The following is a 23983-nucleotide window of genomic DNA, read 5'->3' as shown; positions in this document are numbered from 1 at the left end:
ACAGGGTAGGCGTTCCGCCGGTACGCGCGAGCGGGCGTCCGGGGGACGGGCGGCCCGGGTCAGAGCCAGCCGTTGCGGCGCAGCGCGCGGTGGATCGTGAAGCAGGAGGCGGCGATCGCGGCCATCACCATCGGATAGCCGTAGCGCCAGTGCAGTTCGGGCATGTGCTCGAAGTTCATGCCGTACACCCCGCAGATCATCGTCGGCACGGCGATGATCGCCGCCCAGGAGGTGATCTTGCGCATGTCCTCGTTCTGGGCGACCGTCGCCTGCGCGAGGTTGGCCTGGAGGATCGAGTTCAGCAGTTCGTCGAAGCCCACGACCTGCTCGTGCACCCGCGCCAGGTGGTCGGCGACGTCCCGGAAGTACTTCTGGATGTCCGGGTCCACCAGCCGCATCGGCCGCTCGCTCAGCAGCTCCATCGGCCGCAGCAGCGGCGAGACCGCCCGCTTGAACTCCAGTACCTCGCGCTTGAGCTGGTAGATGCGGCCCGCGTCGCCGCCGCGCGCACTGCCCTTGGCGGGGGCCGCGAACACCTCGCTCTCCACCTCGTCGATGTCGTCCTGCACCGCCGCGGCGACCGCGATGTAGCCGTCGACGACGTGGTCGGCGAGGGAGTGCAGGACCGCCGAGGGGCCCTTGGCGAGGAGGTCGGGGTCGTCCTGGAGACGGTGGCGCAGCCCCTTGAGGGAGCCCTGCCCGCCGTGCCGGACGGTGATGACGAAGTCGGGGCCGGTGAAGCACATCACCTCGCCGGTCTCCACCACCTCGCTGGTGGCGGTCAGTTCGGCGTGGTCGACGTAGTGGATCGTCTTGAAGACGGTGAAGAGGGTGTCGTCGTAGCGCTCCAGCTTCGGACGCTGGTGCGCGTGGACCGCATCCTCCACGGCCAGCGGGTGCAGTCCGAAGGTGGCGGCGATCCCGGCGAACTCGGCCTCGGTCGGCTCGTGCAGGCCGATCCAGGCGAATCCGCCGTCCTCGCGGACCCGGCGGATCGCCTCACGGGGCGTCAGACAGGCCGGACCCAGCATCCGGCGCCCGCCCCGGTACACGGCGCAGTCGACCACCGCGCTGCTCGCCGACGGGTCGCGGGTGGTGTCGTAGCCGGGCTGTACGGGGGTGGCCCTGCGCAGGGACGGACGTACGGCCGCACGCAGGTAGGGCAGCATCGACATGGCAGGCTCCTTCTCGCGCACGGCTGCGGACCGTACGGGTGGGAGACCCTCCACCGCGGGCGGGCAGGCCCGAGCAGGGGGAGGGAACAGGACGGGAGGACAACGTTCTGCCGTCGCTCTTCTACTGATCAGCGGATCAGGGGGATCGAGCGGATCAAAGGGGGCGGGATGCGCCCGTCACAGAAGTGGAAGAGCGATTGGTACTGCACGATCGACTTCGGTCCACCGCAGCCCCACCTCCTCCGGCCGGTCCCCCGTGAGGGACGTCCTGTCGTCGGGGCACTGAGACACCGCTTCTGCGTGCGGCCCCGGACAGCTGTCAACACTATCAGCCGACGGATGGTCAAGACCCGCCCTTTACCCGGCTGATACGAGTTCTATGCTCGCTTCATGGCAGAAATTCTGGCTCTTGTGGAGGCCCGGCTGCGGACGGCGTTCGGTGAACCCGACGCACGCGCCGCCGTCACCTTCCTGGGCACCGACCGCATCGAGGTACTCCGTTTCGCCGAGGGCGACCTCGTGCGGTACGCGACCCTGGGGATGTCCGCGCATCCGATGACCGATCCGACCGCCGTGGTCGCCGACCCCGTACGGGGCCCGCGCGCCGAGCTGGTGCTGACCGTACGGGCCGGGCTGGCGGCCACGGACAAACTCCTGCGCCCGCTCGCGGTGCTGGCCGCGTCCCCGCAGGTGGAGGGCCTGATCGTGGCCCCCGGCGCCTCGCTGGACGTGGGCGAGCCGCTCTGGGACGGGGCCCCCTTCAGCTCGGTGCTCGTGGCGGAACCGGGCGGTCTGGTCGAGGACCTGGAGCTCGACGAGCCCATGGACCCGGTGCACTTCCTGCCCCTGCTGCCGATGACGGCGAACGAGGCGGCCTGGAAGCGCGTGCACGGGGCCGCCGCCCTCCAGGAGCGCTGGCTCGCGCGCGGGACGGACCTGAGGGACCCTTTGCGTACCGCTGTCGCACTGGACTGACAGCCCGGACGGGTGAGCGTGCCTTGACGGGGGGCCGGGCGGGGAGGAGCGTGGCTTCCTATGAGGGGTGAACCAAGTTGCCCGAAGTGCGGCGGACGGGTCAGGGCGCCCGGACTCTTCTCCGACTCCTGGCAGTGTGTGGTGCACGGTGCTGTCCACCCCCTGCAACCCGTCATCCCGCCCAGCGTCGAAGGTCTGAGCGTGGTGGCGCACCGGGCCCGGGTGCCCGTGTGGATGCCGTGGCCGCTTCCGGTGGGGTGGCTGTTCACGGGGGTCGCGTCCGCCGGTGACGACCGCAGCGGCGGGCGGGCGACGGCGGTGGCCTGTTCCGGCCCCGGACCGCTGGGCGGCATCGGAGAGCTGCTGCTGATCGCGGAGGAACTGGGCGTGGGCCTCGGCGCGCGGTACGCGGGCATCGACGGCCTCGACCCCGGCTCGTCCATCAACGTCTCGGCGCCGCCCCACGCCAAGGTGGTGGCCGCCGGCCGCCCCACACCGCTGTGGCACGTGAACGACGGCCCGGACGACCGGGCCGTCTTCGCCGGCGAGGCGCGCGGCCTGTGGCTCTGGGCGATCGTCTGGCCGGAGCAGTCAGGCCTGCTGATGTACGACGAGCTCGTCCTCACCGACCTGCGCGACGCGGGCGCCGAGGTCGAGCTCCTTCCGTGCGGGGCCCTGAGCCCGCGCATCCTGGGACCTGCCTGAGGGGTCCCTCCGCCCGGTTATCCTGGAGCGTCCCCCGTTCGTCCGATCCATGGAGCCAGGCTGTGCGCATCGACCTGCACGCCCACTCCACGGCCTCCGACGGTACGGACACCCCCGCCGAGCTGGTGCTGGCCGCCGCCGGCGCCGGGCTGGACGTGGTGGCGCTGACCGACCACGACACCGTACGCGGGCACGGCGAGGCGATCGCGGCCCTGCCCGCCGGGCTGACGCTGGTGACCGGGGCCGAACTCTCCTGTCGACTCGACGGCGTCGGCGTGCACATGCTGGCGTACCTCTTCGACGCCGAGGAGCCCGAGTTCGCCCGGGAGCGGGAGCTCGTCCGCGACGACCGCACCCCGCGCGCCCGGACCATGGTCGGCAAGCTCCAGGACCTCGGCGTCGACGTCACCTGGGAGCAGGTGGCGCGGATCGCCGGTGACGGCTCGGTCGGGCGGCCGCACATCGCCACCGCCCTCGTCGAACTGGGCGTCGTGGACACCGTCTCGGACGCCTTCACGCCGGACTGGCTGGCCGACGGCGGCCGCGCGTACGCCGAGAAGCACGAACTCGACCCCTTCGAGGCCGTGCGCCTGGTCAAGGCGGCCGGCGGCGTCACCGTCCTCGCCCACCCCGCCGCGGTCAAGCGCGGCCGCTGCGTGTCCGAGTCGACGCTGGCCGAACTCGCCGGTGCGGGCCTGGACGGCATCGAGGTGGACCACATGGACCACGACACCGACACCCGTGCGCGGCTGCGCGGCCTGGCGGCCGAGCTCGGCCTGCTGACGACCGGCTCCAGCGACTACCACGGCAGCCGCAAGACCTGCCGCCTCGGCGAGTACACGACCGACCCCGAGATCTACGGCGAGATCACGCGCCGCGCGACCGGGGCCTTCCCGGTGCCGGGCGCCGGCGGACGCGAGCGCTGACCGGCCGGATCCGGCCCGCTCCACCCGTCCCCCCTTCTTTTCTTCGCGACACCCCTCTCTCCTGCAAGGCATCACTGTGTTTGATTTCGCCGTCTTCGGATCCCTTTTTCTCACCCTTTTTGTGATTATGGACCCCCCGGGGATCACGCCGATCTTCCTCGCCCTGACCTCCGGCCGCCCCGTCAAGGTGCAGCGCCGCATGGCCTGGCAGGCCGTCTGCGTGGCCTTCGGTGTCATCGCGGTCTTCGGCATCTGCGGCCAGCAGATCCTGGACTACCTGCACGTCTCCGTCCCGGCGCTGATGATCGCCGGTGGTCTGCTGCTCCTCCTCATCGCGCTGGACCTGCTCACCGGCAAGACCGACGAGCCGAAGCAGACCAAGGACGTGAACGTCGCCCTGGTCCCGCTGGGCATGCCGCTGCTGGCCGGGCCCGGTGCCATCGTGTCCGTCATCCTGGCCGTGCAGAAGGCGGACGGCGCTGCCGGACAGGTCTCGGTCTGGGCCGCGATCGCCGCCATGCACGTCGTGCTGTGGATCACGATGCGCTACTCGCTCGTGATCATCCGGGTCATCAAGGACGGCGGCGTCGTCCTCGTCACCAGGCTCGCGGGCATGATGCTCTCGGCGATCGCCGTCCAGCAGATCATCAACGGCGTGCTCCAGGTCGTCCGCGGCGCCTGACGCCCGCGGAGCCGGCGCCCGCGCCCTGCGCGCCGGCTGCCGCGCGCCCGCTCATGCGAACGCCCCCGCACCGGGATCGGTGCGGGGGCGCGAACGTTCTTCGTGCGATGCGTCAGCAGGACGCACTCTCGGCCGGTCGGATCAGAATGCGCTGGCCGACGGCTGCGGCGTGCTGCACGATCCGGTTGACGGAGGCCGCGTCGACGACGGTGCTGTCCACGGCGGACCCGTTGACGTCGTCCAGGCGCAGAATCTCGAAGCGCATGGGGCTTCTCCCTTCGTCAGTGTTTCTCCTTGCACTGTGTCAACGAAGTGTAGGCCGCAATCATTCCCTACGCTAAGGAAATTTTTCGACTACCTAACTACAAGCTGGTGCAGGAGTCCCAGAACGAGGCCAGCGCACGGGCCGTCGTCGCCGGATCCTCGGCGTTCGGGGAGTGGTCCGTCCCCGGCACGATCACCCGCCGCGCACCCAGCCGCCGGGCCGTCTCGTCCAGCAGCGGCACGGGCCACGCCTGGTCCACGGCCCCGGACAGCACCAGCATCGGCAGGTCGACCCGGCTCAGCTCCTCGATCCGGTCGGGCTCGCTGATCAGCGTCCGGCCGGTGGCGATCAGCTGCTCGGGAACGGTGGCCAGCCACCGCTCGCGCAGGAAGTGCGCCAGCTCGGGGGAGTCCGCCGCCGCGTCCTCGGGATCGTGGGCCCGCATCGCCGCCCAGATCCCGGGCATGTCGTCGCCCATCGCCTCCAGCGCGGCCACCAGCAGCTTCGTCCGCGCCTGCTGCTCCTCGGAGATCGCGGCCGGTCCACTGCTCATCAGGGTCAGCGAGGCGAAAGGAGCGGGATCGCGCAGCACGGCGGCGCGCGAGATCAGCCCGCCGAGCGAGTGGCCGACCAGGTGCACACGGTCCCCGCCCAGCGCGCGGACCTGCGCGAGGACGTCCCGCGCCAGCTCCTCCAGGGCGTACGGGGCCTCCTCGCGCGGGCCCGGGCTCTCGTGCTGGCCCCGGCCGTCCACCGCGACCACCCGGTACCCGGCGGCGGCCAGCGGCTCCAGGAGGCCGATGAAGTCCTCCTTGCTGCCCGTGAAGCCGGGGACCAGCACGGCGGTGCCCCGGACGGGCTCACCGGCCTCGTGCACGGCGAAGGGACCGCGGTCGGTGTCGAGGAGGTACGCACGGGCGGCGGCGGGCAGGGTCAGGCGCGGCGGCTTGCTCATGGCCCGAGGTTACCGGCCCGTACGGCGCCGGGCACGGCGCGGACAGGCCGATGGCCCCGGCCCCCTCGGAAGGGGGCCGGGGCCATCGGCCCGGTGCTGTGTGCGGCCTACGCCTCGGGCGCGGCCGCGACCTTGCGGGTGCGGGTGCGCTTCGGCTTGACCGGCGCCTCCTCGGCCACACCGGCGGCCTCGGCGGCCGCAGAGGCCTCCGGGGCGACCGCGACGGCCTTGCGGGTCCGGGTGCGCTTCGGCTTGACCGGAGCCTCCTCCGCGACCGCGGCGGCCTCGGCGACGACCGGAGCGGCCTCCGCGACCTTGCGGGTGCGGGTGCGCTTCGGCTTGACCGGGGCCTCCTCGGCGATCACGGCGGCCTCGGCGACCGGGGTCGCCGCGACGGGGGCGACGGCCGGAGCGGCCTTGCGGGTGGGCGTGCGCCGGGCCCGGACGGGCTCGACCAGCGGCGGCATCTGGAAGTCCGGCTCCGGCTCGGTCGGGGCGACCTTGCGGGTACGGACGCGCTTCGGCCTGGCCGGTGCCTCCTCGGCGACCGGGGTCACCGGAGCGGCCTCGGCGACCGCGGCCGGAGCCTCGGCGACCGGCGCGGCCACGGCGGTCTGCGTCGAGACCGCGGCCACCCGGGTGCGGCGGCGGCGCGGACGGCGCGGCTCGTCGGCGGCCGGGGCCGCGGGGGCCTCGGGAGCCTGGACCGGGGTCACCGCGGCGGTGGCCTCGGCGCCCTCGGCGAGCTCCGATCCGCCCCGCGTACGGCGGCGCTGGCGCGGCGTACGGGTACGGGCCGGACGCTCCTCGGTCACCACGGCGGCGGCAGCCGGACCGGAGCGGCCGCCACGGCCACCGCGGCCGCCGGTCTCGCCCAGGTCCTCCAGGTTCTCGGCCTTCAGGCCGGCCCGCGTGCGCTCGGCGCGCGGCAGGATGCCCTTGGTGCCGGCCGGGATGTTCAGCTGCTCGAACAGGTGCGGCGACGTGGAGTACGTCTCGACCGGGTCGTGGAAGTTCAGCTCCAGCGCCTTGTTGATCAGCTGCCAGCGCGGGATGTCGTCCCAGTCGACCAGGGTGACGGCGATGCCCTTGTTGCCCGCGCGGCCGGTGCGGCCCACACGGTGCAGGAAGGTCTTCTCGTCCTCCGGCGTCTGGTAGTTGATGACGTGGGTCACACCCTCGACATCGATACCGCGCGCGGCGACGTCCGTGCACACCAGCACGTCGACCTTGCCGTTGCGGAACGCGCGCAGCGCCTGCTCGCGCGCACCCTGGCCCAGGTCGCCGTGGACGGCGCCGGAGGCGAAGCCGCGCTTCTCCAGCTGCTCGGCGATGTCGGCCGCCGTGCGCTTGGTACGGCAGAAGATCATGGCCAGGCCGCGGCCCTCGGCCTGCAGGATGCGGGAGACGAGCTCCGGCTTGTCCATGTTGTGCGCACGGAAGACGTGCTGCGTGATGTTGGCGACGGTCGCGCCCTCGCCGTCCTCGGAGACGGCGCGGATGTGGGTCGGCTGCGTCATGTACCGGCGGGCCAGACCGATGACCGCACCCGGCATGGTCGCCGAGAACAGCATCGTCTGACGCTTCGCGGGCAGGTAGGCCATGATCTTCTCGACGTCGGGCAGGAAGCCCAGGTCGAGCATCTCGTCGGCCTCGTCCAGCACGAGCGCCTTGACGCGCGAAAGGTCGAGCTTCTTCTGACCGGCCAGGTCGAGCAGGCGGCCCGGGGTGCCGACGATCACGTCGACGCCCTTCTTGAGCGCCTCGACCTGGGGCTCGTACGCGCGGCCGCCGTATATGGCGAGGACGCGGACGTTGCGGACCTTGCCCGCGGTCAGGAGGTCGTTGGTGACCTGGGTGCACAGCTCGCGGGTCGGAACCACCACGAGGGCCTGCGGGGCGTCGGTCAGCTGCGCGGGGGTGGCGCGGCCGGCCTCGACGTCCGCCGGGACGACGACCCGCTCCAGCAGGGGAAGGCCGAAACCGAGCGTCTTGCCGGTACCGGTCTTGGCCTGGCCGATGACGTCCGTGCCGGAGAGGGCGACGGGGAGGGTCATCTCCTGGATCGGGAAGGGGGACACAATGCCGACGGCCTCGAGGGCTTCGGCCGTCTCGGGAAAGATCCCGAGGTCTCGGAACGTAGTCAGGGTGCTGCCTCTTCTGTGAGACGCGGCGCGAGGCGGCGAGGGGGGTCGTACCGTGCCGTGCTTGCAGTACTGCTACGTACGAAGCTGCGCGGGACCACTAGCCTTCGCTCAAGCGCATCTGCCGCTGAGGGGGCCCCTCGTGGGAGGCGGTACATATGAACGTACGCACCACACCGAGGGCGGTCGGTTGGAGCCGATCGGGCCACCGACCGGGCATCCTCATTCGGATGGCCCGCCGAGTGTTCGGCAGGCGCATTACCACTGTACCCCGGAATCGCGCAGGTGTGTCGGGTGAATTCACCGGGCAGGCGCGTTTAGCTGGACAGGCAAGGATCCGGCGTGATGACTTGAAGGGCCATTCGGCGGGCTATTGTGCGGAGCATGTCGACCGTAGAAAACGCCTCGCCCGCCGACGACAGCGCCCCCACCGAAGCCGTGGGTATCGCCTCCCAGGACTGGGCCGCCGCCTCTGCCTCGCCGCAGTACCGGGCCGCCGTCGTGGACCTGCTCGGCGCGCTCGCGTACGGAGAGCTCGCGGCCTTCGAGCGCCTGGCGGAGGACGCGAAGCTCGCGCCCACCCTGGACGACAAGGCCGAGCTCGCCGCGATGGCCTCCGCCGAGTTCCACCACTTCGAGCGGCTGCGGGACCGGCTCGCGGCCATCGACGTCGAGCCCACCGCCGCCATGGAGCCCTTCGCGAAGGGCGTGGACGACTTCCACCGCCAGACCGCGCCGTCCGACTGGCTGGAGGGCCTGGTCAAGGCCTACGTCGGCGACTCCATCGCCAGTGACTTCTACCGTGAGGTCGCCTCCCACCTGGACAACGACACCCGTGCGCTCGTGCTCGGCGTGCTCGACGACACCGGCCACGGCAACTTCGCCGTCGAGAAGGTGCGCGCCGCGATCGAGGCGGACCCGCGCTGCGGCGGCCGGCTCGCGCTGTGGGCCCGCCGGCTGATGGGCGAGGCCCTCTCGCAGGCCCAGCGCGTGGTCGCCGAGCGCGACGCGCTCTCGACCATGCTGGTCGGCGGCGTCGACGGGATGGCGGCGGGCTTCGACCTGGCGGCCGTCGGCGAGATGTTCACCCGGATCACCAAGGCGCACACCAAGCGGATGGCGGCCCTCGGCCTCGCCGCCTGACCGGACGGCTCCGTACCGCTCGATGCCTCGGCCCCGGCGCGCTGTGTGCGTGCCGGGGCCGAGGCATGGGGTGCGAGGTCCAGCGGCCAGGGGCCGGGGGTCAGGGATCAGCGATCGGGGTCAGCCCCGCGACGGGAGCGAAAACGGAGTCCTGTGGGACTGCCTGCGGGGCCCTGTGGCCGGACGGAGCAGCAGCGAGAGCACCACGGCCGACACCAGCACGCCGCCGATGAGGGTCGCGGTCAGGGTGTTGTGCCCGGGGCCCAGCGCGAAGTGGGTGAGATACGCCCCGAACAGCGCTCCCAGCACTCCGCTGACCAGCACCACTCTGAGGGAAGGCAACCGGCTCGCGAGCACTCGGGCGGCCGTCGCGGACAGGGCGAGGCCCAACAGAGCGGAGCCGAGCACTTCCAGCAGCAGCATCAGGTCTCTCCCATACGTCAGGGCAAACCGGGTCACTGCGGTCCTACCCGAAGCGGAAGAAACAGAAACGGCCCGGTGGGATCAACCACCGGGCCGTTCCAAAGAGTTCTCAGAGCGCGCCGAAGCCGACCTTGCGCACGCTCGGCTCGCCCAGGTCGACATACGACAGGCGGTCGGACGGCACCAGGACCTTGCGGCCCTTGTTGTCGGTGAGGCTCAGCAGCGGCGCGGTGCCGGACAGCGCGGCGGTGACGATGCTCTCCAGCTCCTCGGCGCTCAGGTCGCTCTCCAGCACGATCTCCCGGGGTGCGTGCTGCACGCCGATCTTGACCTCCACGGCTTTGTCCCTCCGACGATCCGTTCGCGCGATCAGCCGCGCCGTACGCGGTCCACATTAGCCCGGAGAGGGGACGCGGACCGCGCAGAGCGGACACGCTCGCAGCGAACACCCGCCGCGATCCGGTCCGTCAGGACTCGGTGCCGTGGAGCGGGAAGCCCGCGATACCGCGCCAGGCCAGGGAGGTCAGCAGGCCGACCGCCGTGTCGCGGGCGACCGGGCTCTCGCTGGAGAGCCAGTAGCGGGCCACGACCTGCGACACCCCGCCCAGGCCCACGGCCAGCAGCATCGACTCGTCCTTGGACAGGCCGGTGTCCTCGGCGATGACGTCGGAGATGGCCTCGGCGCACTGGAGGGAGACCCGGTCGACGCGCTCGCGCACCGCCGGCTCGTTCGTCAGGTCGGACTCGAAGACCAGCCGGAAGGCGCCGCCCTCCTCCTCCACGTACGCGAAGTAGGCGTCCATCGTCGCCGCCACGCGCAGCTTGTTGTCCGTCGTCGACGCGAGGGCGGTGCGTACCGCCAGCAGCAGGGCCTCGCAGTGCTGGTCCAGCAGCGCCAGGTACAGGTCGAGCTTGCCGGGGAAGTGCTGGTACAGCACCGGCTTGCTCACGCCGGCCCGCTCGGCGATGTCGTCCATCGCCGCCGCGTGGTAGCCCTGCGCGACGAAAACCTCCTGGGCCGCGCCCAGGAGCTGGTTGCGCCGGGCTCGGCGCGGCAGTCGCGTGCCCCGCGGACGCGCTGCCTCGGTCTGCTCGATGGCTGTCACGCCGCCTCCCACTTTCTCTAAGAACACAGTGCGCTCTGCGCCGCGCGGCCATCGTACTTTTCGGTAACCGAATCTGGAGGGTTCAAGCCGAGTTTTCTCGCGGTACGGACGGCCCGGAGGCGCTGGTCAGCGGTTTGATCAGCACTTTGGTCGGTGCTCGGTCGGTGCCCGGTCGACCGGGGGTCAGCGGTAGTCGTCCTCGTCCAGCGGCACCACCCGGGCCTGCTCGGCGGCATCGCCGTCCGCGGCCTCGCCCGCAGCGCCGGCCGTGATCGGGTCGTCCTCGTCCGGCCGGAGCTCGGCCAGCTGCTCCGCCACATCCGCCTCGGGCGCCTCAGGATCGAGGGTTTCCGGAAACTGCTCCCGGAAGGTGTCCGGCTCCGCAGGGTCGACAGTCATGCCGCTCCCCTCGCTTCCTTGTGCTCACTTACGAGCCTAGGAGGATCGCGGACCCACCGCTATACGGATCCGCGCTTCTTCTTACCGGTCCGTTTTTTGTGATGGCGAACACAAGAAGTGGAGCGTGATCGTCTCGTAACATTGCCCGCATGTCTTCGACCGAGCTGCCGGGCGTACGCTCCACCACCGAGCCGTCCACCCCGGTGGGCGCCGTCCGGGTGGCCGAGGGTGAGCAGGTGCGCACCGTGTCCCTGCCCGGGCTGGAAGTGAACGTCCGGCACCGGCCGCCCCTGCGTACGGGGCTGCCGCCCGCGCTGTTCGTGCACGGACTCGGCGGTTCCTCGCAGAACTGGTCGGACCTCATGGCGCAGCTGGCCGACACCGTCGACGGCGAGGCCCTGGACCTGCCCGGCTTCGGCTGGTCCCCGCCACCCGCCGACCGGGACTACTCCGTCACCGCCTTCGCCCGCGTCGTCATCCGCCACCTCGACGCCGCCGGGCGCGGCCCGGTCCACCTGTTCGGGAACTCCCTCGGCGGAGCCGTCTCCACCCGGGTCGCGGCCGTCCGGCCCGACCTCGTGCGCACGCTGACCCTGGTCTCGCCCGCCCTGCCCGAACTGCGCGTGCAGAAGTCGGCCGTGCCGACCGCGCTGCTCGCCGTGCCCGGCGTGGCCGGGCTCTTCAACCGGATGATGCGGGGGATCGGCGCCGAGCAGCGCACCCGGGGGGTGACGGAGCTCTGCTACGGAGACCCCTCCCGGGTGACGCCCGAGGGATTCCGCAACGCCGTGGAGGAGATGGAGCGCCGGATGGCGCTGCCGTACTTCTGGGAGGCGATGACCCGCTCCTCGCGCGGCATCGTCGACGCCTACACCCTCGGTGGCCAGCACGGACTGTGGCGGCAGGCACAGCGGGTTCTCGCACCCTCCCTGCTGGTCTACGGTGGCCGGGACCAGCTGGTCTCGTACCGTATGGCGCACAGGGCGGCCGCTGCCTTCCGCGGTTCGCGGCTGCTGTGTCTGCCCGAGGCCGGACACGTGGCGATGATGGAGTACCCCGGGGTGGTGGCCGCCGCCTTCCGGGAGCTGCTGAACGACACCGGAACGGGCGAGAGTGACCGATATACCGAAAACGGCAGAGGCTGAGGACCGTGGGACGACATAGTCGCAAGGCCCCTGCCCCGGCACCCGCCCCGGCGCCCTTCCGGCCGCAGCCGGATCCGGAGCCCGCGCCGCGGCCGTACGAGGAGCCGCCCGCCGCGTACTGGCCCGAGCCGACCGTCACCCACCACGGGTACGTCTCCCCGGACCGGCCCGCCTCCGCCGCACGCACCGGGGGACACCCCCAGCAGTACGAGTCCGGCGGCGCCTGGGGGGCGCGCCCCGACTCCGTGTACGGCGACTGGCACGGCGTGCGGCGCCCGCCCGGCGCCACCACCACCACCACCGCGTCGGCCGCGGCCGCTCCCGCCGCCCTCCTGGACTCCGACACCCCGGCCTTCGGCACGCCCGCGGTGGGGTTCCCGCAGGTCACCCTGACGCAGCCGGGCGCTCCCGCGCCCGCCCCCGGACCGGCGCACGACTTCGGCTTCGACCTCGATCCCGTCACCTCCACCGGCGCGCACCGCCGCGTGCCCGGGCCGCGCAGGCCCGTCGATCCGGTCGAACCCGCGGACGCGGGCGCCGAGGCGGACGCCTCCGCCGAGGAACCGCCCGGCTCCGGCCGCGGCCTGAAGGTCCGTACGTACACGGGCATGGCCGCCGCGGCCGTCACCACCGTCCTCGCCGTCGTCGTCGCGGGCCAGGTGCTCATGGACGAGGACGGCGGCCGGGCCGGTGCGCAGGCCGCCGCCGGCAACAGCCGCGCCGACGAGGGCGCCTCGCGCTCCGACGGCCGCTCGATGCCGCCGCAGGCGGCCGCGCCCGCGGCGCCGTCCGCCCACGCGCCCGCGCCGGAGCTGTCGTACGAGCAGCAGATGGCGGTGCAGCTGCCGCTCGACGCGAAGCTCGCGGGCCCCGGGACCTTCGACACCGTGCCCGGCGTGGCCAAGGCGCCCGGCAAGGGCAAGCTTGTCCGCTACCGGGTCGACGTCGAACAGGGCCTGGGCCTGGACGCGCAGCTCTTCGCCGAGGCCGTCCACCGCACCCTCAACGACGACCGCAGCTGGGGCCACGGCGGCAGCAAGACCTTCGAGCGGGTCCCGGGCGGCGAGGCCGACTTCGTGATCACCCTCGCCAGCCCGGGGACCACCGGCGTGTGGTGCGCCAAGTCCGACCTGGACACGACCGTCGAGAACGTCTCCTGCGACTCCGCGCGCACCGAGCGGGTGATGATCAACGCCTTCCGCTGGGCGCAGGGCTCCGCCACGTACGGGCCGGAGCAGATGTTCGCCTACCGGCAGATGCTCATCAACCACGAGGTCGGACACCGGCTCGGACACGACCACGTGAACTGCCGGACGCCGGGCGCACTCGCGCCGATCATGCAGCAGCAGACCAAGTCCCTCACTATCAACGGCATCGAATGCAAGCCCAACCCATGGGTTTTCCCCGGGAATTGATGCCGGGGAATGCCGCCCCGCCCGTCGGCCGGGCGGGGATGCGCGTTGACAAGGCGTCCGATCATCGGCCATCGTTCTCCGCATGTCGCACCACCACACCATGACCGCGAGCGCCGCCATTGAGCTGGCGCTGCTTGGTGTGACCGCGCACAGCGTGGCCGACATCCTCTGTCGCTGACGCCTGCCCGCAAGCGCCGCGACCCTCTTCGAGTTCCTTCGCCGCGCCCGGGTGCACGTACGCCCGCAGGCGCGGCCTCCTCATGTTCCGGTGCCCCATTGGCACCGCTGTCGACCGCTGCCCCTCGCGTGGCCCTTCCGCCCTTCCTTCACGCCGAGAGGTCTTCACACCCATGTCTTCCGCCGGACCCGACCGTCATCTCATAGCGCGCCGCGTGGCCGCCGTCACCGTCAGCCTCGTCCTGGCCGGGGGCGCCGTGGCCTGCGGCCCCGAGGACGGTGCGGACAAGGCCGGTTCGGGCGGCAAGCCGGGCGCCGCCGGTGCGCCGCAGAAGGGCGGCACCCTGACCGTCCTCAACTCCGAGCCGCAGAGCGACTTCGACCCGGCCCGGCTCTACACCTCGGGCGGCGGAAACGTTCCCTCGCTGGTCTTCCGTACCCTGACCACCCGCAACCGCGAGGACGGCGCGGCCGGCGCCAAGGTCGTCCCGGACCTGGCCACCGACACCGGAAAGGCCAACGCCGACGCCACCGAGTGGACGTACACCCTCAAGGACGGGCTGAAGTACGAGGACGGCTCCCCGATCACCAGCGCCGACATCAAGTACGGCATCGAGCGGTCCTTCGCCGCCGAACTGTCGGGCGGCGCCCCCTACCTGCGGGACTGGCTGGTCGGCGGCGAGACGTACGAGGGCCCGTACAAGGACGGCGGCAAGGGCCTCGACTCGATCGTCGTGCCCGACCCGAAGACGATCGTCTTCAAACTCCGCAAGCCCGAGGGCGAGTTCCCCTTCGTCGCCACGCAGACGCAGTTCGCGCCCGTCCCCAAGGCCAAGGACACCGGGGTCAAGTACGAGGAACACCCCGTCTCCTCCGGCCCGTACAAGGTCGTCAAGAACGACAACGACGGCGAGCACCTCACCCTGGAGCGCAACGAGCACTGGGACGAGAAGACCGACGAGGAGCGCAAGGCCTACCCGGACAAGATCGACGTCCGCTCCGGCCTCGACGCCGCCGTCATCAACCAGCGCCTGACCACCAGCTCGGGCCCCGACGCCGCCGCCATCACCACCGACACCAACCTGGGCCCGGCCGAGCTCGCCCAGATCGGCGACAACAAGGAGCTCGCGGGCCGCGTCGGCACCGGCCACTTCGGCTACATCAACTACCTGGCCTTCAACCCGAAGGTGGCCCCCTTCGACAACCCGAAGGTGCGCCAGGCCATCTCCTACGCGATCAACCGCACCAGCGTGATCAACGCCGCGGGCGGCTCCGCACTGGCCGAACCGGCCACCACCTTCCTGCCCGAGCGCGAGGCCTTCGGCTTCGCCCCGTACGACCACTTCCCGGCGGGCAAGACCGGCGACCCGGTCAAGGCCAAGGAGCTGCTGAAGGAGGCCGGCTTCCCCGACGGCCTCTCCATCACCCTGACCCACTCCACCGCGCAGAACCGCCAGACCAGCCCCGAGGTCGCCACGGCCGTGCAGCAGGCGCTCGCCGCCGCCGGGATCACCGTCAAGCTGGAGGGCCTGGAGAACAACGCCTTCAACGAGAAGCGCTGGGACGTCAAGAACACCCCCGGCTTCTTCCTCTCCCGCTGGGGCGCCGACTGGCCCTCCGGCGCCCCCTTCCTCGCGCCGATCTTCGACGGCCGGCAGATCGTGACCAACGGCTCCAACTACAACCACGCCCAGCTCAACGACCCGGCCGTGAACGCCGAGATCGACGAGATCGCCAAGCTCACCGACCTCGCGGCGGCCGGCAAGCGCTGGGGCGCACTCGACAAGAAGATCGGTGAGCAGGCCCTGGACGTGCCGCTCTTCCACCCGGTCTACAAGCGGCTCGTCGGCAAGGACGTCAAGAACGTCGTGATCAGCGACTGGACCGGCGTCCTCGACATCTCGCAGGTCTCCGTCAAGTGAGCGTCGCCCTGAAACAGCCGGCACCGCACCCGCCGGTGCCCGCGCCCGGGGCCCCCGCCCCGGGCGCGGGCGTCGCCCGCCAGGTCTGGCGGCGCGTGCGCCGACGTCCGGCGGCCCTCGCGGCCGGCGGGGTGCTGGCCCTGCTCGTCCTCCTCGCCCTGGCCGCGCCCCTGCTCGCCCAGCTCACCGGCCAGGACCCGAACGCGTACCACGACGACCTCGTCGACTCCGCGCGCGGCGGCGTCCCGCTCGGCTCCTTCGGCGGGATCTCCGCCGACCACTGGCTCGGCGTCGAGCCGGGCACCGGCCGCGACCTGCTGACCCGGCTCCTGTACGGCGCGCGGATCTCCCTGCTCGTCGCCCTGGGCGCCGTCGTCGTACAGACCTTCGTCGGCGTCGGCGTCGGACTCGCCGCCGCGCTCGGCGGCCGGTTCTCGGGCCAGCTCATCGGCCGGTTCACCGACGTGATGATCGCGCTGCCCATGCTGGTCATCGGCATCGCCCTCACCGCCGTCGTCCCGCCCGACTTCCCGCGGCCGCTGCTGCTGATCCTCATCATCGGACTGCTCGACTGGGGCGGCACCGCCCGGATGGTGCGCGCCCAGGCCCTCGCCCTGCGGGGCCTGGACTTCGTGGACGCCGCCCGGCTCGCGGGGCGGGGCAGGCTGGGCATCGCCCGCCGCGAGCTGCTGCCCTCGCTGGCCGCGCCCGTCATCACCATCGCGGCGATCAAGGTGCCCACCGCCATCGTGGCCGAGGCCTCGCTGTCCTTCCTCGGGGTCGGCGTCAAACCGCCCACGCCCTCCTGGGGGCAGATGCTCTCCAGCGCGCAGACCTGGTTCCGCGCCGACCCGACCTACGTCCTGCTCCCGGCCGGGCTGCTCTTCGTCACCGTGCTCGCCTTCACCGTCCTCGGTGACGCCGTCCGCACGGCCCTCGACCCGCGCGAAGGCTCCCGCCTGCGGGTCGGCACCAGAAAGGAGCGCACGGCGTGACCCGCTTCGTGCTCAAACGGACCGGCGGGGCACTGCTCGTGCTGCTCACCCTGTCCGTCATCGTCTACGCCCTCTTCTACCTCGCCCCCGGCGACCCGGCCCGCCTCGCCTGCGGAGAGCGCTGCAACCCGGCGCAGATCGCCCAGGTCCGCGAACAGCTCGGACTGAACGAATCCGCCCCCACCCAGTACCTGCACTTCCTCCAGGGGCTGCTGGTGGGCCGCGACTACTCCGGCGGAGCAGGCCTGCTCCTGCACTGCGACGCGCCCTGCCTGGGATTCTCGTACCAGAACGACCAGCAGGTCACCGCGCTGATCCTGGACCGGCTGCCCGCCACCCTGTCGCTCGCGCTGGGCGCGCTGATGATCTGGCTGGTGGTCGGCGTCGGCACCGGACTGCTGTCCGCGCTGCGCCGCGGCGGCATCACCGAGCGGGCGCTGACCGTCCTCACCCTCGCCGGGACCGGCACCCCCGTCTTCATCCTCGGTCTGCTGCTGCTCATGACCGTCTGCGCCTACCTCCAGTGGCTGCCGTTCCCCACCTACGTGCCGCTGACCGAGGACCCCGAGCAGTGGGCCTGGAACCTGCTCCTGCCGTGGGTGACGCTCGGCCTCTTCGAGAGCGCCAAGTACGCCCGCCTCACCCGAAGTTCGACCCTGGAGACCCTTGCCGAGGACCACATCCGGACGTTCCGCGCCTACGGGGTGGGGGAGCGGGCAATCGTCACCCGGCACGCCGTGCGCGGCGCCGTCGCCCCCGTGATCGCGCTCAGCGCCGTGGACTTCGGCACGATGATCGGCGGCGCCGTGCTGACGGAGTCGCTGTTCGGGATCCCCGGCCTCGGCAAGACCCTCATCGACGGGGTACGGCTCGTGGACCTGCCCGTCGTGGTGGGCGTCGTCCTCGCCATCGGCACGGCCGTGGTCCTCGCGGGCGCGATCGCCGACCTGCTGTACGCCGCCGCGGACCGAAGGGTGACCCTCGCATGACGCCATCGCTGGTGGAGGTCACCGACCTCGTGGTCGACTTCCCGGTCGGCGGCGCGGGGGAGTACGTACGGGCCGTCGACGAGGTCTCCTTCACCCTGGAGGCCGGCCGCGCCCTGGGCATCGTGGGCGAGTCCGGCAGCGGCAAGTCCACCGTGGCCACGGCCCTGCTGGGACTGCACCGCGGTACGGGCACCCGCCTCGGCGGCACCGTCCGGGTGGGCGGCACCGACGTGGCCGCCGCCTCGGCGGCCGAACTGCGCCGGCTGCGCGGAGGTACCGCCGCCATGGTCTTCCAGGACCCGTTGAGCTCCCTGGACCCGTACTACGCCATCGGCGACCAGATCGCCGAGGTCCACCGGATCCACGCCGACGTCTCCCGGCGGGCCGCCCGCGCGCGGGCCGTCGAGGTGCTCGACCGGGTGGGCATCCCGGACGCGGTACGCCGATCCCGCGCGCGGCCGCACGAGTTCAGCGGCGGCATGCGCCAGCGGGCCCTCATCGCGATGGCGCTGGCCTGCGAGCCGCGGCTGCTGATCGCCGACGAACCGACCACCGCGCTGGACGTCACCGTCCAGGCCCAGATCCTCGACCTGCTGCACGGGCTGCGCGAGGAGCGCGGGCTCGGGCTGCTGCTGGTCACCCACGACGTGGGCGTGGCGGCGGAGAGCGTGGACGAGGTGCTGGTCATGCGGGGCGGCCGCGCCGTCGAGCGGGGTGAGGTGGCCTCCGTGCTGGCCGCACCGTCGCAGGCGTACACGCGGGAACTCCTGGCCGCCGTACCGAGGCTGGACGGTCCGCGCCGCTCCCGGGGCCCCGCCCCGGAACCTGCGCCCCGAACGCCGGCGGGGCCGGATGAGGGGCCGCAGGTGCCGCCCGTCGTGGAGGCCTTCTCCCTGCGGCGGGAGTTCGGGAGGGGGCGGCGGAAGGTCGCCGCCGTCGCCGGGGTGTCCCTCGCCGTGCACGCCGGGGAGACCCTCGGGATCGTCGGCGAGAGCGGCTCCGGCAAGAGCACCCTCGGACGGATGCTGGTCGGACTGCTGGAACCCGGCTCCGGGCAGGTGCGCCGGGACGGCGTACCGGTCACCGGCATCGCGAGCGGGGTGCAGATGGTGTTCCAGGACCCGGTGTCCTCCCTCAACCCGCGCCGTTCCGTGGGCGAGTCGATCGCCGACCCGCTGCGCGCCGCCGGGGAACGGGACGAGGCGGCCGTACGCGGCCGGGTGGAGGAGCTGCTGCTGCGCGTCGGGCTGGAGGCCGAGCACTACGACCGGTATCCGCACGAGTTCAGCGGAGGCCAGCGCCAGCGGGTCGGCATCGCGCGGGCACTCGCGCCCCGGCCCCGGCTGATCGTCTGCGACGAGCCGGTCTCCGCCCTGGACGTGACCACCCAGGCGCAGGTCACCGCCCTGCTGGCGGAGCTCCAGCGGGAGCTCGGCATCGCGCTCGTCTTCATCGCGCACGACCTGGCGGTGGTCCGTCAGGTCAGCGACCGGGTGGCCGTCATGCGGGCCGGCGAGATCGTCGAGGAGGGTCCGGTGGACGAGGTCTACGACCGCCCGGCCCACGCCTACACCCGGCAGCTGCTGGCCGCCGTACCGGCACTCGATCCGGCGCTGGCCGCGGGCCGCCGCAGGTCGCGGCAGGAGGTCTTCGCCTAGGCGCCTTCCGGCGGGGCCGGGGCTGTACTTCTAGCGTGCTCGAACGCGAACCGTACGGGAAAGTTACGACTCTTCACCCCTTCCGGTGGCGCGACGGACAACCGTCCGTCGCGCCTTCGGCATATCCGCTTGAGTTCTCCCGCGGCGGGTCGCCTGACCGAACGGCGACCGCCTGAACGGGAGATCGGGGGTGCCACTCGTGCGGATCGGACTGCTCACGGAAGGTGGTTATCCGTATGCGACGGGAGAGGCGAGGCTGTGGTGCGACCGGCTCGTGCGCGGGCTCCCGCAGCACGAGTTCGAGGTCTACGCACTGAGCCGCAGCGCCGAGCAGGAACGCGCCCGGGTGCCCCTGCCCGAGCACGTCACCCGGGTCCGGACGGCCCCCCTGTGGGCCCCCGCCGACGACGGGCGCAGCTACTCCCGGCGCGAGCGCCGGCGCTTCGTGGACTGCTTCCGGGAGCTGGTCCACGGGATCTGCGCCGGGCAGCCGCAGCCCTTCGCCGCCGGGCTGTACGGGCTTGCCGGACTCGCCCGCGAACAGGGCGGGATGTACGCGGCGCTGCGCTCCGAGTCCGCGGTGCGCGCCCTGGAGTCCGCCTGCCGGGCCCCCGGCGCGGCGCGCACCGTGGCGACCGCCCAGGTGAGCGACCTGCTCCAGTTCGTGGACGAACTGGAGGTCATGCTGAGGCCGTTGTCCCTCGACTGGTACGAGGAGCCGGGCGGTCTCGGCGAGGCCGACATCTGCCACGCGGCCGCGGGCGGCGTGGCGGCACTCCCCGGACTCCTGGCCAAACGCTTCTTCGGGGTCCCCCTGCTGGTCACCGAGTACGGGGTCCAGCTCCGGGCCCACTACCTGGCCCAGCTCGACACCGGTGACGAGCCGGAGACCCGCCCCGCCGTACGCGCGCTGCTCGCCGCCTTCCACCTGCGGCTGGCCACCGAGATCTACGCCCGCGCCGACTTCCTGACCCCCGGCAACGCCCACGCCCGGCGCTGGCAGGAGCGGTGCGGAGCCACCCGGGAGCGGCTGCGGACGGTCTACCCGGGCATGGAGGCGGACCGATTCGCCACCGTCGGCGAGGCCCCGGACTGCGGGGACCCCGACACACTGGTGTGGGTGGGCCGCATAGAGCCCGCCAAGGACCTCATCGCCCTGCTGCACGCCTTCGCCGAGGTCCGCCGGGCGGCACCCGGCACCCGGCTGCGGATCTTCGCCACGGCCGTGGTCCCCGGCTACCTCGCCGACTGCCGGTCCCTGGCCGCCCAGCTCTTCCCCGACGAGGCCGCCGACTCGGTCACCGTCGGGGAGAACCCGGTCACCTTCGAGGAGGTCGGCGGACCCGACGCCCCCACCTCCGCCGAGGCCTACGGCGCCGGGCGCGTCGTCGTGCTGTCCTCGGTGATCGAGGGCTTCCCCGTCACGCTCGCCGAGGCGATGCTCTGCGGGCGCGCCACCGTCTCCACCGACGTGGGCGCGGTGTGCGAGGTCATCGGCGGTACGGGGCTCGTCGTGCCGCCGCGCAACCCCCGGGCACTCGCCGAGGCCTGCCTGTCCCTGCTGCAGGACCCCGAACGGGCGCAGCGGCTGGGCGCCGCCGCCCGGGCACGGGCCCTGGAGCTCTTCACGGTCGAGCAGAACGTGGCCGCCTTCCAGGACATCTACCTGCGGCTGCTCGCCAAGGGCTCCGCGCGGCCCGACGGCGGGATCCCCTTCGCCCGGCCCCCGGAGGCCCGGGTGCCCGGCCACTGGACCAGCCCGACGTGGGCCGAGCCCCTGCCGGACTCGCCGTCGGAGGCCGCCGTATGACCACCGTCGACCCCGAGATCGCGCCCCCGCCGCATTCAGCCCCGCTGAATTCAGCCTCGCCGGCGTTTGACGCGCGGGGGTCCGGGGGCAGCGCCCCCGGCAACGGAGCCGCGCCGGACCGTACGCCAGAGGGCGGCGAGGCGGCGGCGAGGCCGGCTCGGCGCCGGGCCGCCGGGGATCCCGTCAAGGCCCTGCTGCACCGTCACCGGGAGCTGTGCGAGCGGGCCGTGGACCCGCTGGAGATCGCCGCCGGGCTGGAGGCCCACGGCATCACCGACCGCACCGCCGCGCGCTTCCGCCACCGGGACGTCTTCTCGCTCGCCGAGGAGCTGTACGCGCGCAGCCCCCACGAGGAGGTCTCCGCCGCCGCGCCCGCCCTGGTCCCGGCGGGGCCCGCCGCCTTCCGGCGGTTCGGGTACGCGCTGCTGCCCGCCGCCCTCGCCTGCGCCGCGGCCGCCGCCGGGCAGACGTGGGCCGCGGCCGCCGCCGTGGTGGCCGTCGCCGCCGCCCTGGTGTGGCCCGGCCGGGCCGCCGGGGGCCGGTTCCCCTACGTGGCGCACCTGCTGGCCGCCGCCGTCGCCGGCTGGGCCGTGTACCGGCACGGCACCGCCCTCGCGGTCGGCCTCGCGCTGGCCGTGGCCCCCGGGCACCTGGCCGCCGCCGCCTTCGCCGCCGGGGCCCGGGCCCGGCTCGACGGGAGCCGCGCCCTGGAGGACTTCGCGGACCGGGCCCGTCCGCTGCTGCTCGGGGCCGTCGCCCTGTTCGGCGGGGCCGCCGCCGTGGCCGCCCAACTCGCCGGGACACCGCTCCCGGTGGCCGTGCCGCTCGCCCTCGTGTTCTTCCTGACCCGGCTCCTGCTCCGGCACGGAGCCCACCGCGCCCCCGTCGGCGTCGCCCTCGCCCTCGCCCTGGTCCCGGTACCCGCCGCGGCCCCGGCCGCCGCGGCAGGACTGCTCGTACACGCCGTTCTCGCCCTGTCCCGCGCATCCGCGCATGCACGGCCCTGACGTCCCCGGGACGTCCCCAGACCTTCGGAGCCGACGCCGAGGCGCTTTACCCGTACCCCGCCCCACCCGACCGTCCACCCGTCCGCAAGGAGAAACAGACATGACCGGCCAGCCAACCAACCAAGGGGTCACGCGATGAGGGTGCTGCTGATCGGAGCCAACGGATACCTCGGCCGCTACGTCGCCGACCGGCTGCTCGCCGACCCCGCCGTCCAGCTCACCGCGCTCGGCCGCGGCGACGACGCCGACGTCCGCTTCGACCTCGCCACCGGCAGCCCCGGCGCGCTCACCCGCTTCCTCGACGCCGTCCACCCGGGCGTCGTCATCAACTGCGCCGGAGCCACCCGGGGCGGGGCCCGGGAACTCACCCGGCACAACACCGTCGCCGTCGCGACGATCTGCGAGTCGCTGCGCCGCAGCGGCTGCGGGGCCCGGCTGGTGCAGCTCGGCTGCGCCGCCGAGTACGGGCCCAGTCAGCCCGGATCGTCCACGGCCGAGGACGCCGTGCCGAGACCCGGTGGACCGTACGGGGTGAGCAAACTCGCCGCCACCGAGCTGGTCCTGGGCTCCGGACTGGACGCCGTCGTCCTGCGGATCTTCTCGCCCGTCGGTCCCGGCACCCCCGCCGGATCCCCGCTGGGCCGGCTCGCCGAGGCGATGCGCCGCGCGATGCAGGCGGGCGACGGCGAGCTGAAGCTCAGCGGGCTCGGCGTGCAGCGCGACTTCGTCGACGTACGGGACGTGGCGCGCGCCGTGCACGCCGCCTCCCTGTCCGCCGCCCAGGGCGTGGTCAACATCGGCACCGGCCGCGCGGTCCGGCTGCGCGACGCGGCCGCCGTCCTGGCCCGGGTCGCCGGGTACGGGGGCGCCCTGCACGAGCTGGACGTCCCGCACGGCGGACCCCAGCAGGGGCACGGGCACCCTGGCCGCCCGGCCGGCCTCGCCACCATCGGCTCGCCCCGCTCCGAAGCCACCGCCGAGCAGATCGCCGCCGCGGCCCCCCAGCCGTACCCCTACCCGGACGGCTGCGGGGCCTGGCAGCAGGCGGACGTCCGTACCGCGCGGGACCGGCTGGGCTGGCGGCCCCGGATCAACCTGGAGGAATCCCTCGCGGACATCTGGATGGAGGCGGCGTGCCGCATCTGACGACCCCGCCGGGTGCCATGACCGCCGCCGCGACCGAGGCCGGCCGCCTCGGTCTCGGCATCCCCGGCTACGCGCACCCGCTGCTCGCCCCCGTCGAGTGGGCCGAACTGACCCGCCCCGGCACCCCGTTGCACTGGGCCGTGCTCAACGTGTCGGACGGCCCGGGCGGGCGGCCCGACCCGCACTGCACGGAAGCCGCCGCGAAGCTGCGGGGCGCGGGGGGCACCGTCCTCGGTCATCTCGCGATGCGGGACGGATCGCGGTCCTTCGGGGAGTTGATCTCCGACGCCCACCGCTTCCGCGACTGGTACGGGGTCGGCGGCTTCTACCTCGCGGCGGCCCCGGCCGACCGGGCGGAGCTGGCCTCGGTGTGCCGGGTCGTCGACACCCTGCGGAGCCTGGGCGGGGACCTGCGGATCGTGCTCGGGCACGGCACGCACCCCTACGAGGGCTATGCGGAGATCGCCGACCAGCTCGTCACCTTCTCCGGGTCCTGGGCCGACTACCGCTGGTCGCAGGTGGCGGAGTGGACGGCGGACCACCCGGCCGAGCGGTTCTGCCACCTCGTCCACGGGGTGCCGCGCACGCATCTGGAGGAGGCGATGCGGGTCGCCCGCTGGCAGGGAGCGGGCACGATCTGGTTCACCGACCGGCTCGGTGTGCGAGGCAGCGATCCGTGGGCCTCGATGCCCGCGTACTGGGACGAAATCGTCTCACGCATCGGGACAGGTGTCTTGGAATGAAGACGGGCGTGGCAGTGTTACGGGGAGAACAACCATTCAGTTCGCTCCCTGCACCTGCGGGGATGCTCCCACCTCCGG

Annotated in this window: 24 protein-coding genes; 16 read left to right on the top strand and 8 right to left on the bottom strand. The window is 72.9% G+C overall.

The features are described from left to right. Positions 1-59 precede the first annotated feature (59 nt). Entirely contained in the window at positions 60-1175 is a 1116-nt protein-coding gene (locus B6R96_RS12795) for a magnesium and cobalt transport protein CorA (RefSeq protein ID WP_030385894.1), read from the bottom strand. 390 nt (positions 1176-1565) lie between these two features. Between B6R96_RS12795 and B6R96_RS12790 the strand changes: the two genes are divergently transcribed. The 4 genes from B6R96_RS12790 to B6R96_RS12775 all read left to right on the top strand — a co-directional run bounded on the left by B6R96_RS12790 (position 1566) and on the right by B6R96_RS12775 (position 4463). Further along, positions 1566-2150, top strand: coding sequence for a suppressor of fused domain protein (locus B6R96_RS12790; RefSeq protein ID WP_053703051.1), 585 nt, complete (start codon positions 1566-1568; stop codon positions 2148-2150). Positions 2151-2210: 60 nt separating this feature from the next. Beyond that, a complete protein-coding gene (locus tag B6R96_RS12785) occupies positions 2211-2855 on the top strand; it encodes a DUF6758 family protein (RefSeq protein WP_030385896.1) in 645 nt (214 codons plus the stop codon). A 62-nt stretch (positions 2856-2917) separates the two neighbouring features. After that, the gene (locus tag B6R96_RS12780) at positions 2918-3781 is read left to right on the top strand and encodes a PHP domain-containing protein (protein ID WP_081522510.1); all 864 of its coding nucleotides are present in this window, start codon (positions 2918-2920) and stop codon (positions 3779-3781) included. 76 nt (positions 3782-3857) lie between these two features. Further along, complete coding sequence (locus tag B6R96_RS12775) at positions 3858-4463, top strand: MarC family protein (RefSeq protein WP_030385898.1); 606 nt, start codon at positions 3858-3860, stop codon at positions 4461-4463. 112 nt (positions 4464-4575) lie between these two features. Here B6R96_RS12775 and B6R96_RS37675 read toward each other — a convergent pair whose 3' ends face one another. The 3 genes from B6R96_RS37675 to B6R96_RS12765 form a co-directional block, all read right to left on the bottom strand. Continuing rightward, on the bottom strand, positions 4576-4728 hold the full coding sequence (locus B6R96_RS37675) for a hypothetical protein (protein WP_184791650.1): 153 nt from the start codon (positions 4726-4728) through the stop codon (positions 4576-4578). 97 nt (positions 4729-4825) lie between these two features. Continuing rightward, a complete protein-coding gene (locus B6R96_RS12770; protein ID WP_053703053.1) occupies positions 4826-5683 on the bottom strand; it encodes an alpha/beta fold hydrolase in 858 nt (285 codons plus the stop codon). A gap of 107 nt (positions 5684-5790) precedes the next feature. Next, positions 5791-7740: a DEAD/DEAH box helicase gene (locus B6R96_RS12765; protein WP_237291407.1), complete on the bottom strand. Its 1950-nt coding sequence runs from the start codon at positions 7738-7740 to the stop codon at positions 5791-5793. Positions 7741-8211: 471 nt separating this feature from the next. On the opposite strand from B6R96_RS12765, the gene B6R96_RS12760 reads away from it, so the two are divergent. Then, on the top strand, positions 8212-8970 hold the full coding sequence (locus B6R96_RS12760; protein ID WP_030385901.1) for a ferritin-like fold-containing protein: 759 nt from the start codon (positions 8212-8214) through the stop codon (positions 8968-8970). Between the two features lie 120 nt (positions 8971-9090). Here the strand turns inward: B6R96_RS12760 and B6R96_RS12755 are convergent, their stop codons facing one another. The 4 genes from B6R96_RS12755 to B6R96_RS12740 all read right to left on the bottom strand — a co-directional run bounded on the left by B6R96_RS12755 (position 9091) and on the right by B6R96_RS12740 (position 10898). Beyond that, positions 9091-9393: a hypothetical protein gene (locus B6R96_RS12755; protein WP_384512635.1), complete on the bottom strand. Its 303-nt coding sequence runs from the start codon at positions 9391-9393 to the stop codon at positions 9091-9093. Between the two features lie 109 nt (positions 9394-9502). Further along, complete coding sequence (locus B6R96_RS12750) at positions 9503-9730, bottom strand: DUF3107 domain-containing protein (protein ID WP_030011334.1); 228 nt, start codon at positions 9728-9730, stop codon at positions 9503-9505. 130 nt (positions 9731-9860) lie between these two features. Then, positions 9861-10499 carry a TetR/AcrR family transcriptional regulator gene (locus B6R96_RS12745; RefSeq protein ID WP_030385903.1) on the bottom strand — a complete coding sequence of 213 codons (639 nt, stop codon included), beginning with the start codon at positions 10497-10499 and terminating at the stop codon, positions 9861-9863. 183 nt (positions 10500-10682) lie between these two features. Then, positions 10683-10898, bottom strand: coding sequence for a hypothetical protein (locus B6R96_RS12740; protein ID WP_030385904.1), 216 nt, complete (start codon positions 10896-10898; stop codon positions 10683-10685). Between the two features lie 149 nt (positions 10899-11047). On the opposite strand from B6R96_RS12740, the gene B6R96_RS12735 reads away from it, so the two are divergent. From B6R96_RS12735 to B6R96_RS12690, 11 genes are all read left to right on the top strand, one after another. After that, on the top strand, positions 11048-12043 hold the full coding sequence (locus tag B6R96_RS12735; protein ID WP_081522509.1) for an alpha/beta fold hydrolase: 996 nt from the start codon (positions 11048-11050) through the stop codon (positions 12041-12043). 5 nt (positions 12044-12048) lie between these two features. Continuing rightward, the gene (locus tag B6R96_RS12730) at positions 12049-13458 is read left to right on the top strand and encodes a DUF3152 domain-containing protein (RefSeq protein WP_081522508.1); all 1410 of its coding nucleotides are present in this window, start codon (positions 12049-12051) and stop codon (positions 13456-13458) included. Between the two features lie 82 nt (positions 13459-13540). Further along, positions 13541-13636 carry an Ms4533A family Cys-rich leader peptide gene (locus B6R96_RS38780; protein WP_323185344.1) on the top strand — a complete coding sequence of 32 codons (96 nt, stop codon included), beginning with the start codon at positions 13541-13543 and terminating at the stop codon, positions 13634-13636. Positions 13637-13808: 172 nt separating this feature from the next. Then, positions 13809-15557 carry an ABC transporter substrate-binding protein gene (locus B6R96_RS12725; RefSeq protein WP_203351621.1) on the top strand — a complete coding sequence of 583 codons (1749 nt, stop codon included), beginning with the start codon at positions 13809-13811 and terminating at the stop codon, positions 15555-15557. Then, the gene (locus B6R96_RS12720; RefSeq protein WP_443069889.1) at positions 15554-16552 is read left to right on the top strand and encodes an ABC transporter permease; all 999 of its coding nucleotides are present in this window, start codon (positions 15554-15556) and stop codon (positions 16550-16552) included. The genes B6R96_RS12725 and B6R96_RS12720 overlap by 4 nt, the downstream gene beginning before the upstream one ends. Beyond that, entirely contained in the window at positions 16549-17541 is a 993-nt protein-coding gene (locus B6R96_RS12715) for an ABC transporter permease (protein WP_081522506.1), read from the top strand. The genes B6R96_RS12720 and B6R96_RS12715 overlap by 4 nt, the downstream gene beginning before the upstream one ends. Next, positions 17538-19199 carry a dipeptide ABC transporter ATP-binding protein gene (locus tag B6R96_RS12710; protein ID WP_081522505.1) on the top strand — a complete coding sequence of 554 codons (1662 nt, stop codon included), beginning with the start codon at positions 17538-17540 and terminating at the stop codon, positions 19197-19199. Before B6R96_RS12715 ends, B6R96_RS12710 begins: the two co-directional genes overlap by 4 nt. 199 nt (positions 19200-19398) lie before the next feature. Then, positions 19399-21009, top strand: a complete 1611-nt coding sequence (locus B6R96_RS12705) for a DUF3492 domain-containing protein (protein WP_081525082.1) — start codon at positions 19399-19401, stop codon at positions 21007-21009. Beyond that, a complete protein-coding gene (locus B6R96_RS12700; RefSeq protein ID WP_237291406.1) occupies positions 21006-22016 on the top strand; it encodes a hypothetical protein in 1011 nt (336 codons plus the stop codon). The genes B6R96_RS12705 and B6R96_RS12700 overlap by 4 nt, the downstream gene beginning before the upstream one ends. 135 nt (positions 22017-22151) lie before the next feature. Further along, entirely contained in the window at positions 22152-23162 is a 1011-nt protein-coding gene (locus B6R96_RS12695) for an NAD-dependent epimerase/dehydratase (RefSeq protein WP_030385913.1), read from the top strand. Next, positions 23150-23905, top strand: a complete 756-nt coding sequence (locus tag B6R96_RS12690; RefSeq protein WP_030385914.1) for a spherulation-specific family 4 protein — start codon at positions 23150-23152, stop codon at positions 23903-23905. Before B6R96_RS12695 ends, B6R96_RS12690 begins: the two co-directional genes overlap by 13 nt. The last annotated feature ends 78 nt before the right edge of the window (positions 23906-23983 follow it).

This window comes from Streptomyces sp. Sge12, from assembly GCF_002080455.1.
Lineage (GTDB): Bacteria > Actinomycetota > Actinomycetes > Streptomycetales > Streptomycetaceae > Streptomyces.
Note: the sequence above shows the minus strand (reverse complement) of the source record. Positions and strands in the feature narration are given on the sequence as shown.

Coding starts and splice junctions, on each gene's coding strand:
- B6R96_RS12755 (WP_384512635.1), bottom strand. CDS start 9,393: ATGCTGCTGCTGGAAGTGCTCGGCTCCGCTCTGTTGGGCCTCGCCCTG.
- B6R96_RS12795 (WP_030385894.1), bottom strand. CDS start 1,175: ATGTCGATGCTGCCCTACCTGCGTGCGGCCGTACGTCCGTCCCTGCGC.
- B6R96_RS38780 (WP_323185344.1), top strand. CDS start 13,541: ATGTCGCACCACCACACCATGACCGCGAGCGCCGCCATTGAGCTGGCG.
- B6R96_RS12735 (WP_081522509.1), top strand. CDS start 11,048: ATGTCTTCGACCGAGCTGCCGGGCGTACGCTCCACCACCGAGCCGTCC.
- B6R96_RS12740 (WP_030385904.1), bottom strand. CDS start 10,898: ATGACTGTCGACCCTGCGGAGCCGGACACCTTCCGGGAGCAGTTTCCG.
- B6R96_RS12760 (WP_030385901.1), top strand. CDS start 8,212: ATGTCGACCGTAGAAAACGCCTCGCCCGCCGACGACAGCGCCCCCACC.
- B6R96_RS37675 (WP_184791650.1), bottom strand. CDS start 4,728: ATGCGCTTCGAGATTCTGCGCCTGGACGACGTCAACGGGTCCGCCGTG.
- B6R96_RS12700 (WP_237291406.1), top strand. CDS start 21,006: ATGACCACCGTCGACCCCGAGATCGCGCCCCCGCCGCATTCAGCCCCG.
- B6R96_RS12710 (WP_081522505.1), top strand. CDS start 17,538: ATGACGCCATCGCTGGTGGAGGTCACCGACCTCGTGGTCGACTTCCCG.
- B6R96_RS12785 (WP_030385896.1), top strand. CDS start 2,211: ATGAGGGGTGAACCAAGTTGCCCGAAGTGCGGCGGACGGGTCAGGGCG.
- B6R96_RS12765 (WP_237291407.1), bottom strand. CDS start 7,740: ATGACCCTCCCCGTCGCCCTCTCCGGCACGGACGTCATCGGCCAGGCC.
- B6R96_RS12695 (WP_030385913.1), top strand. CDS start 22,152: ATGAGGGTGCTGCTGATCGGAGCCAACGGATACCTCGGCCGCTACGTC.
- B6R96_RS12725 (WP_203351621.1), top strand. CDS start 13,809: ATGTCTTCCGCCGGACCCGACCGTCATCTCATAGCGCGCCGCGTGGCC.
- B6R96_RS12770 (WP_053703053.1), bottom strand. CDS start 5,683: ATGAGCAAGCCGCCGCGCCTGACCCTGCCCGCCGCCGCCCGTGCGTAC.
- B6R96_RS12790 (WP_053703051.1), top strand. CDS start 1,566: ATGGCAGAAATTCTGGCTCTTGTGGAGGCCCGGCTGCGGACGGCGTTC.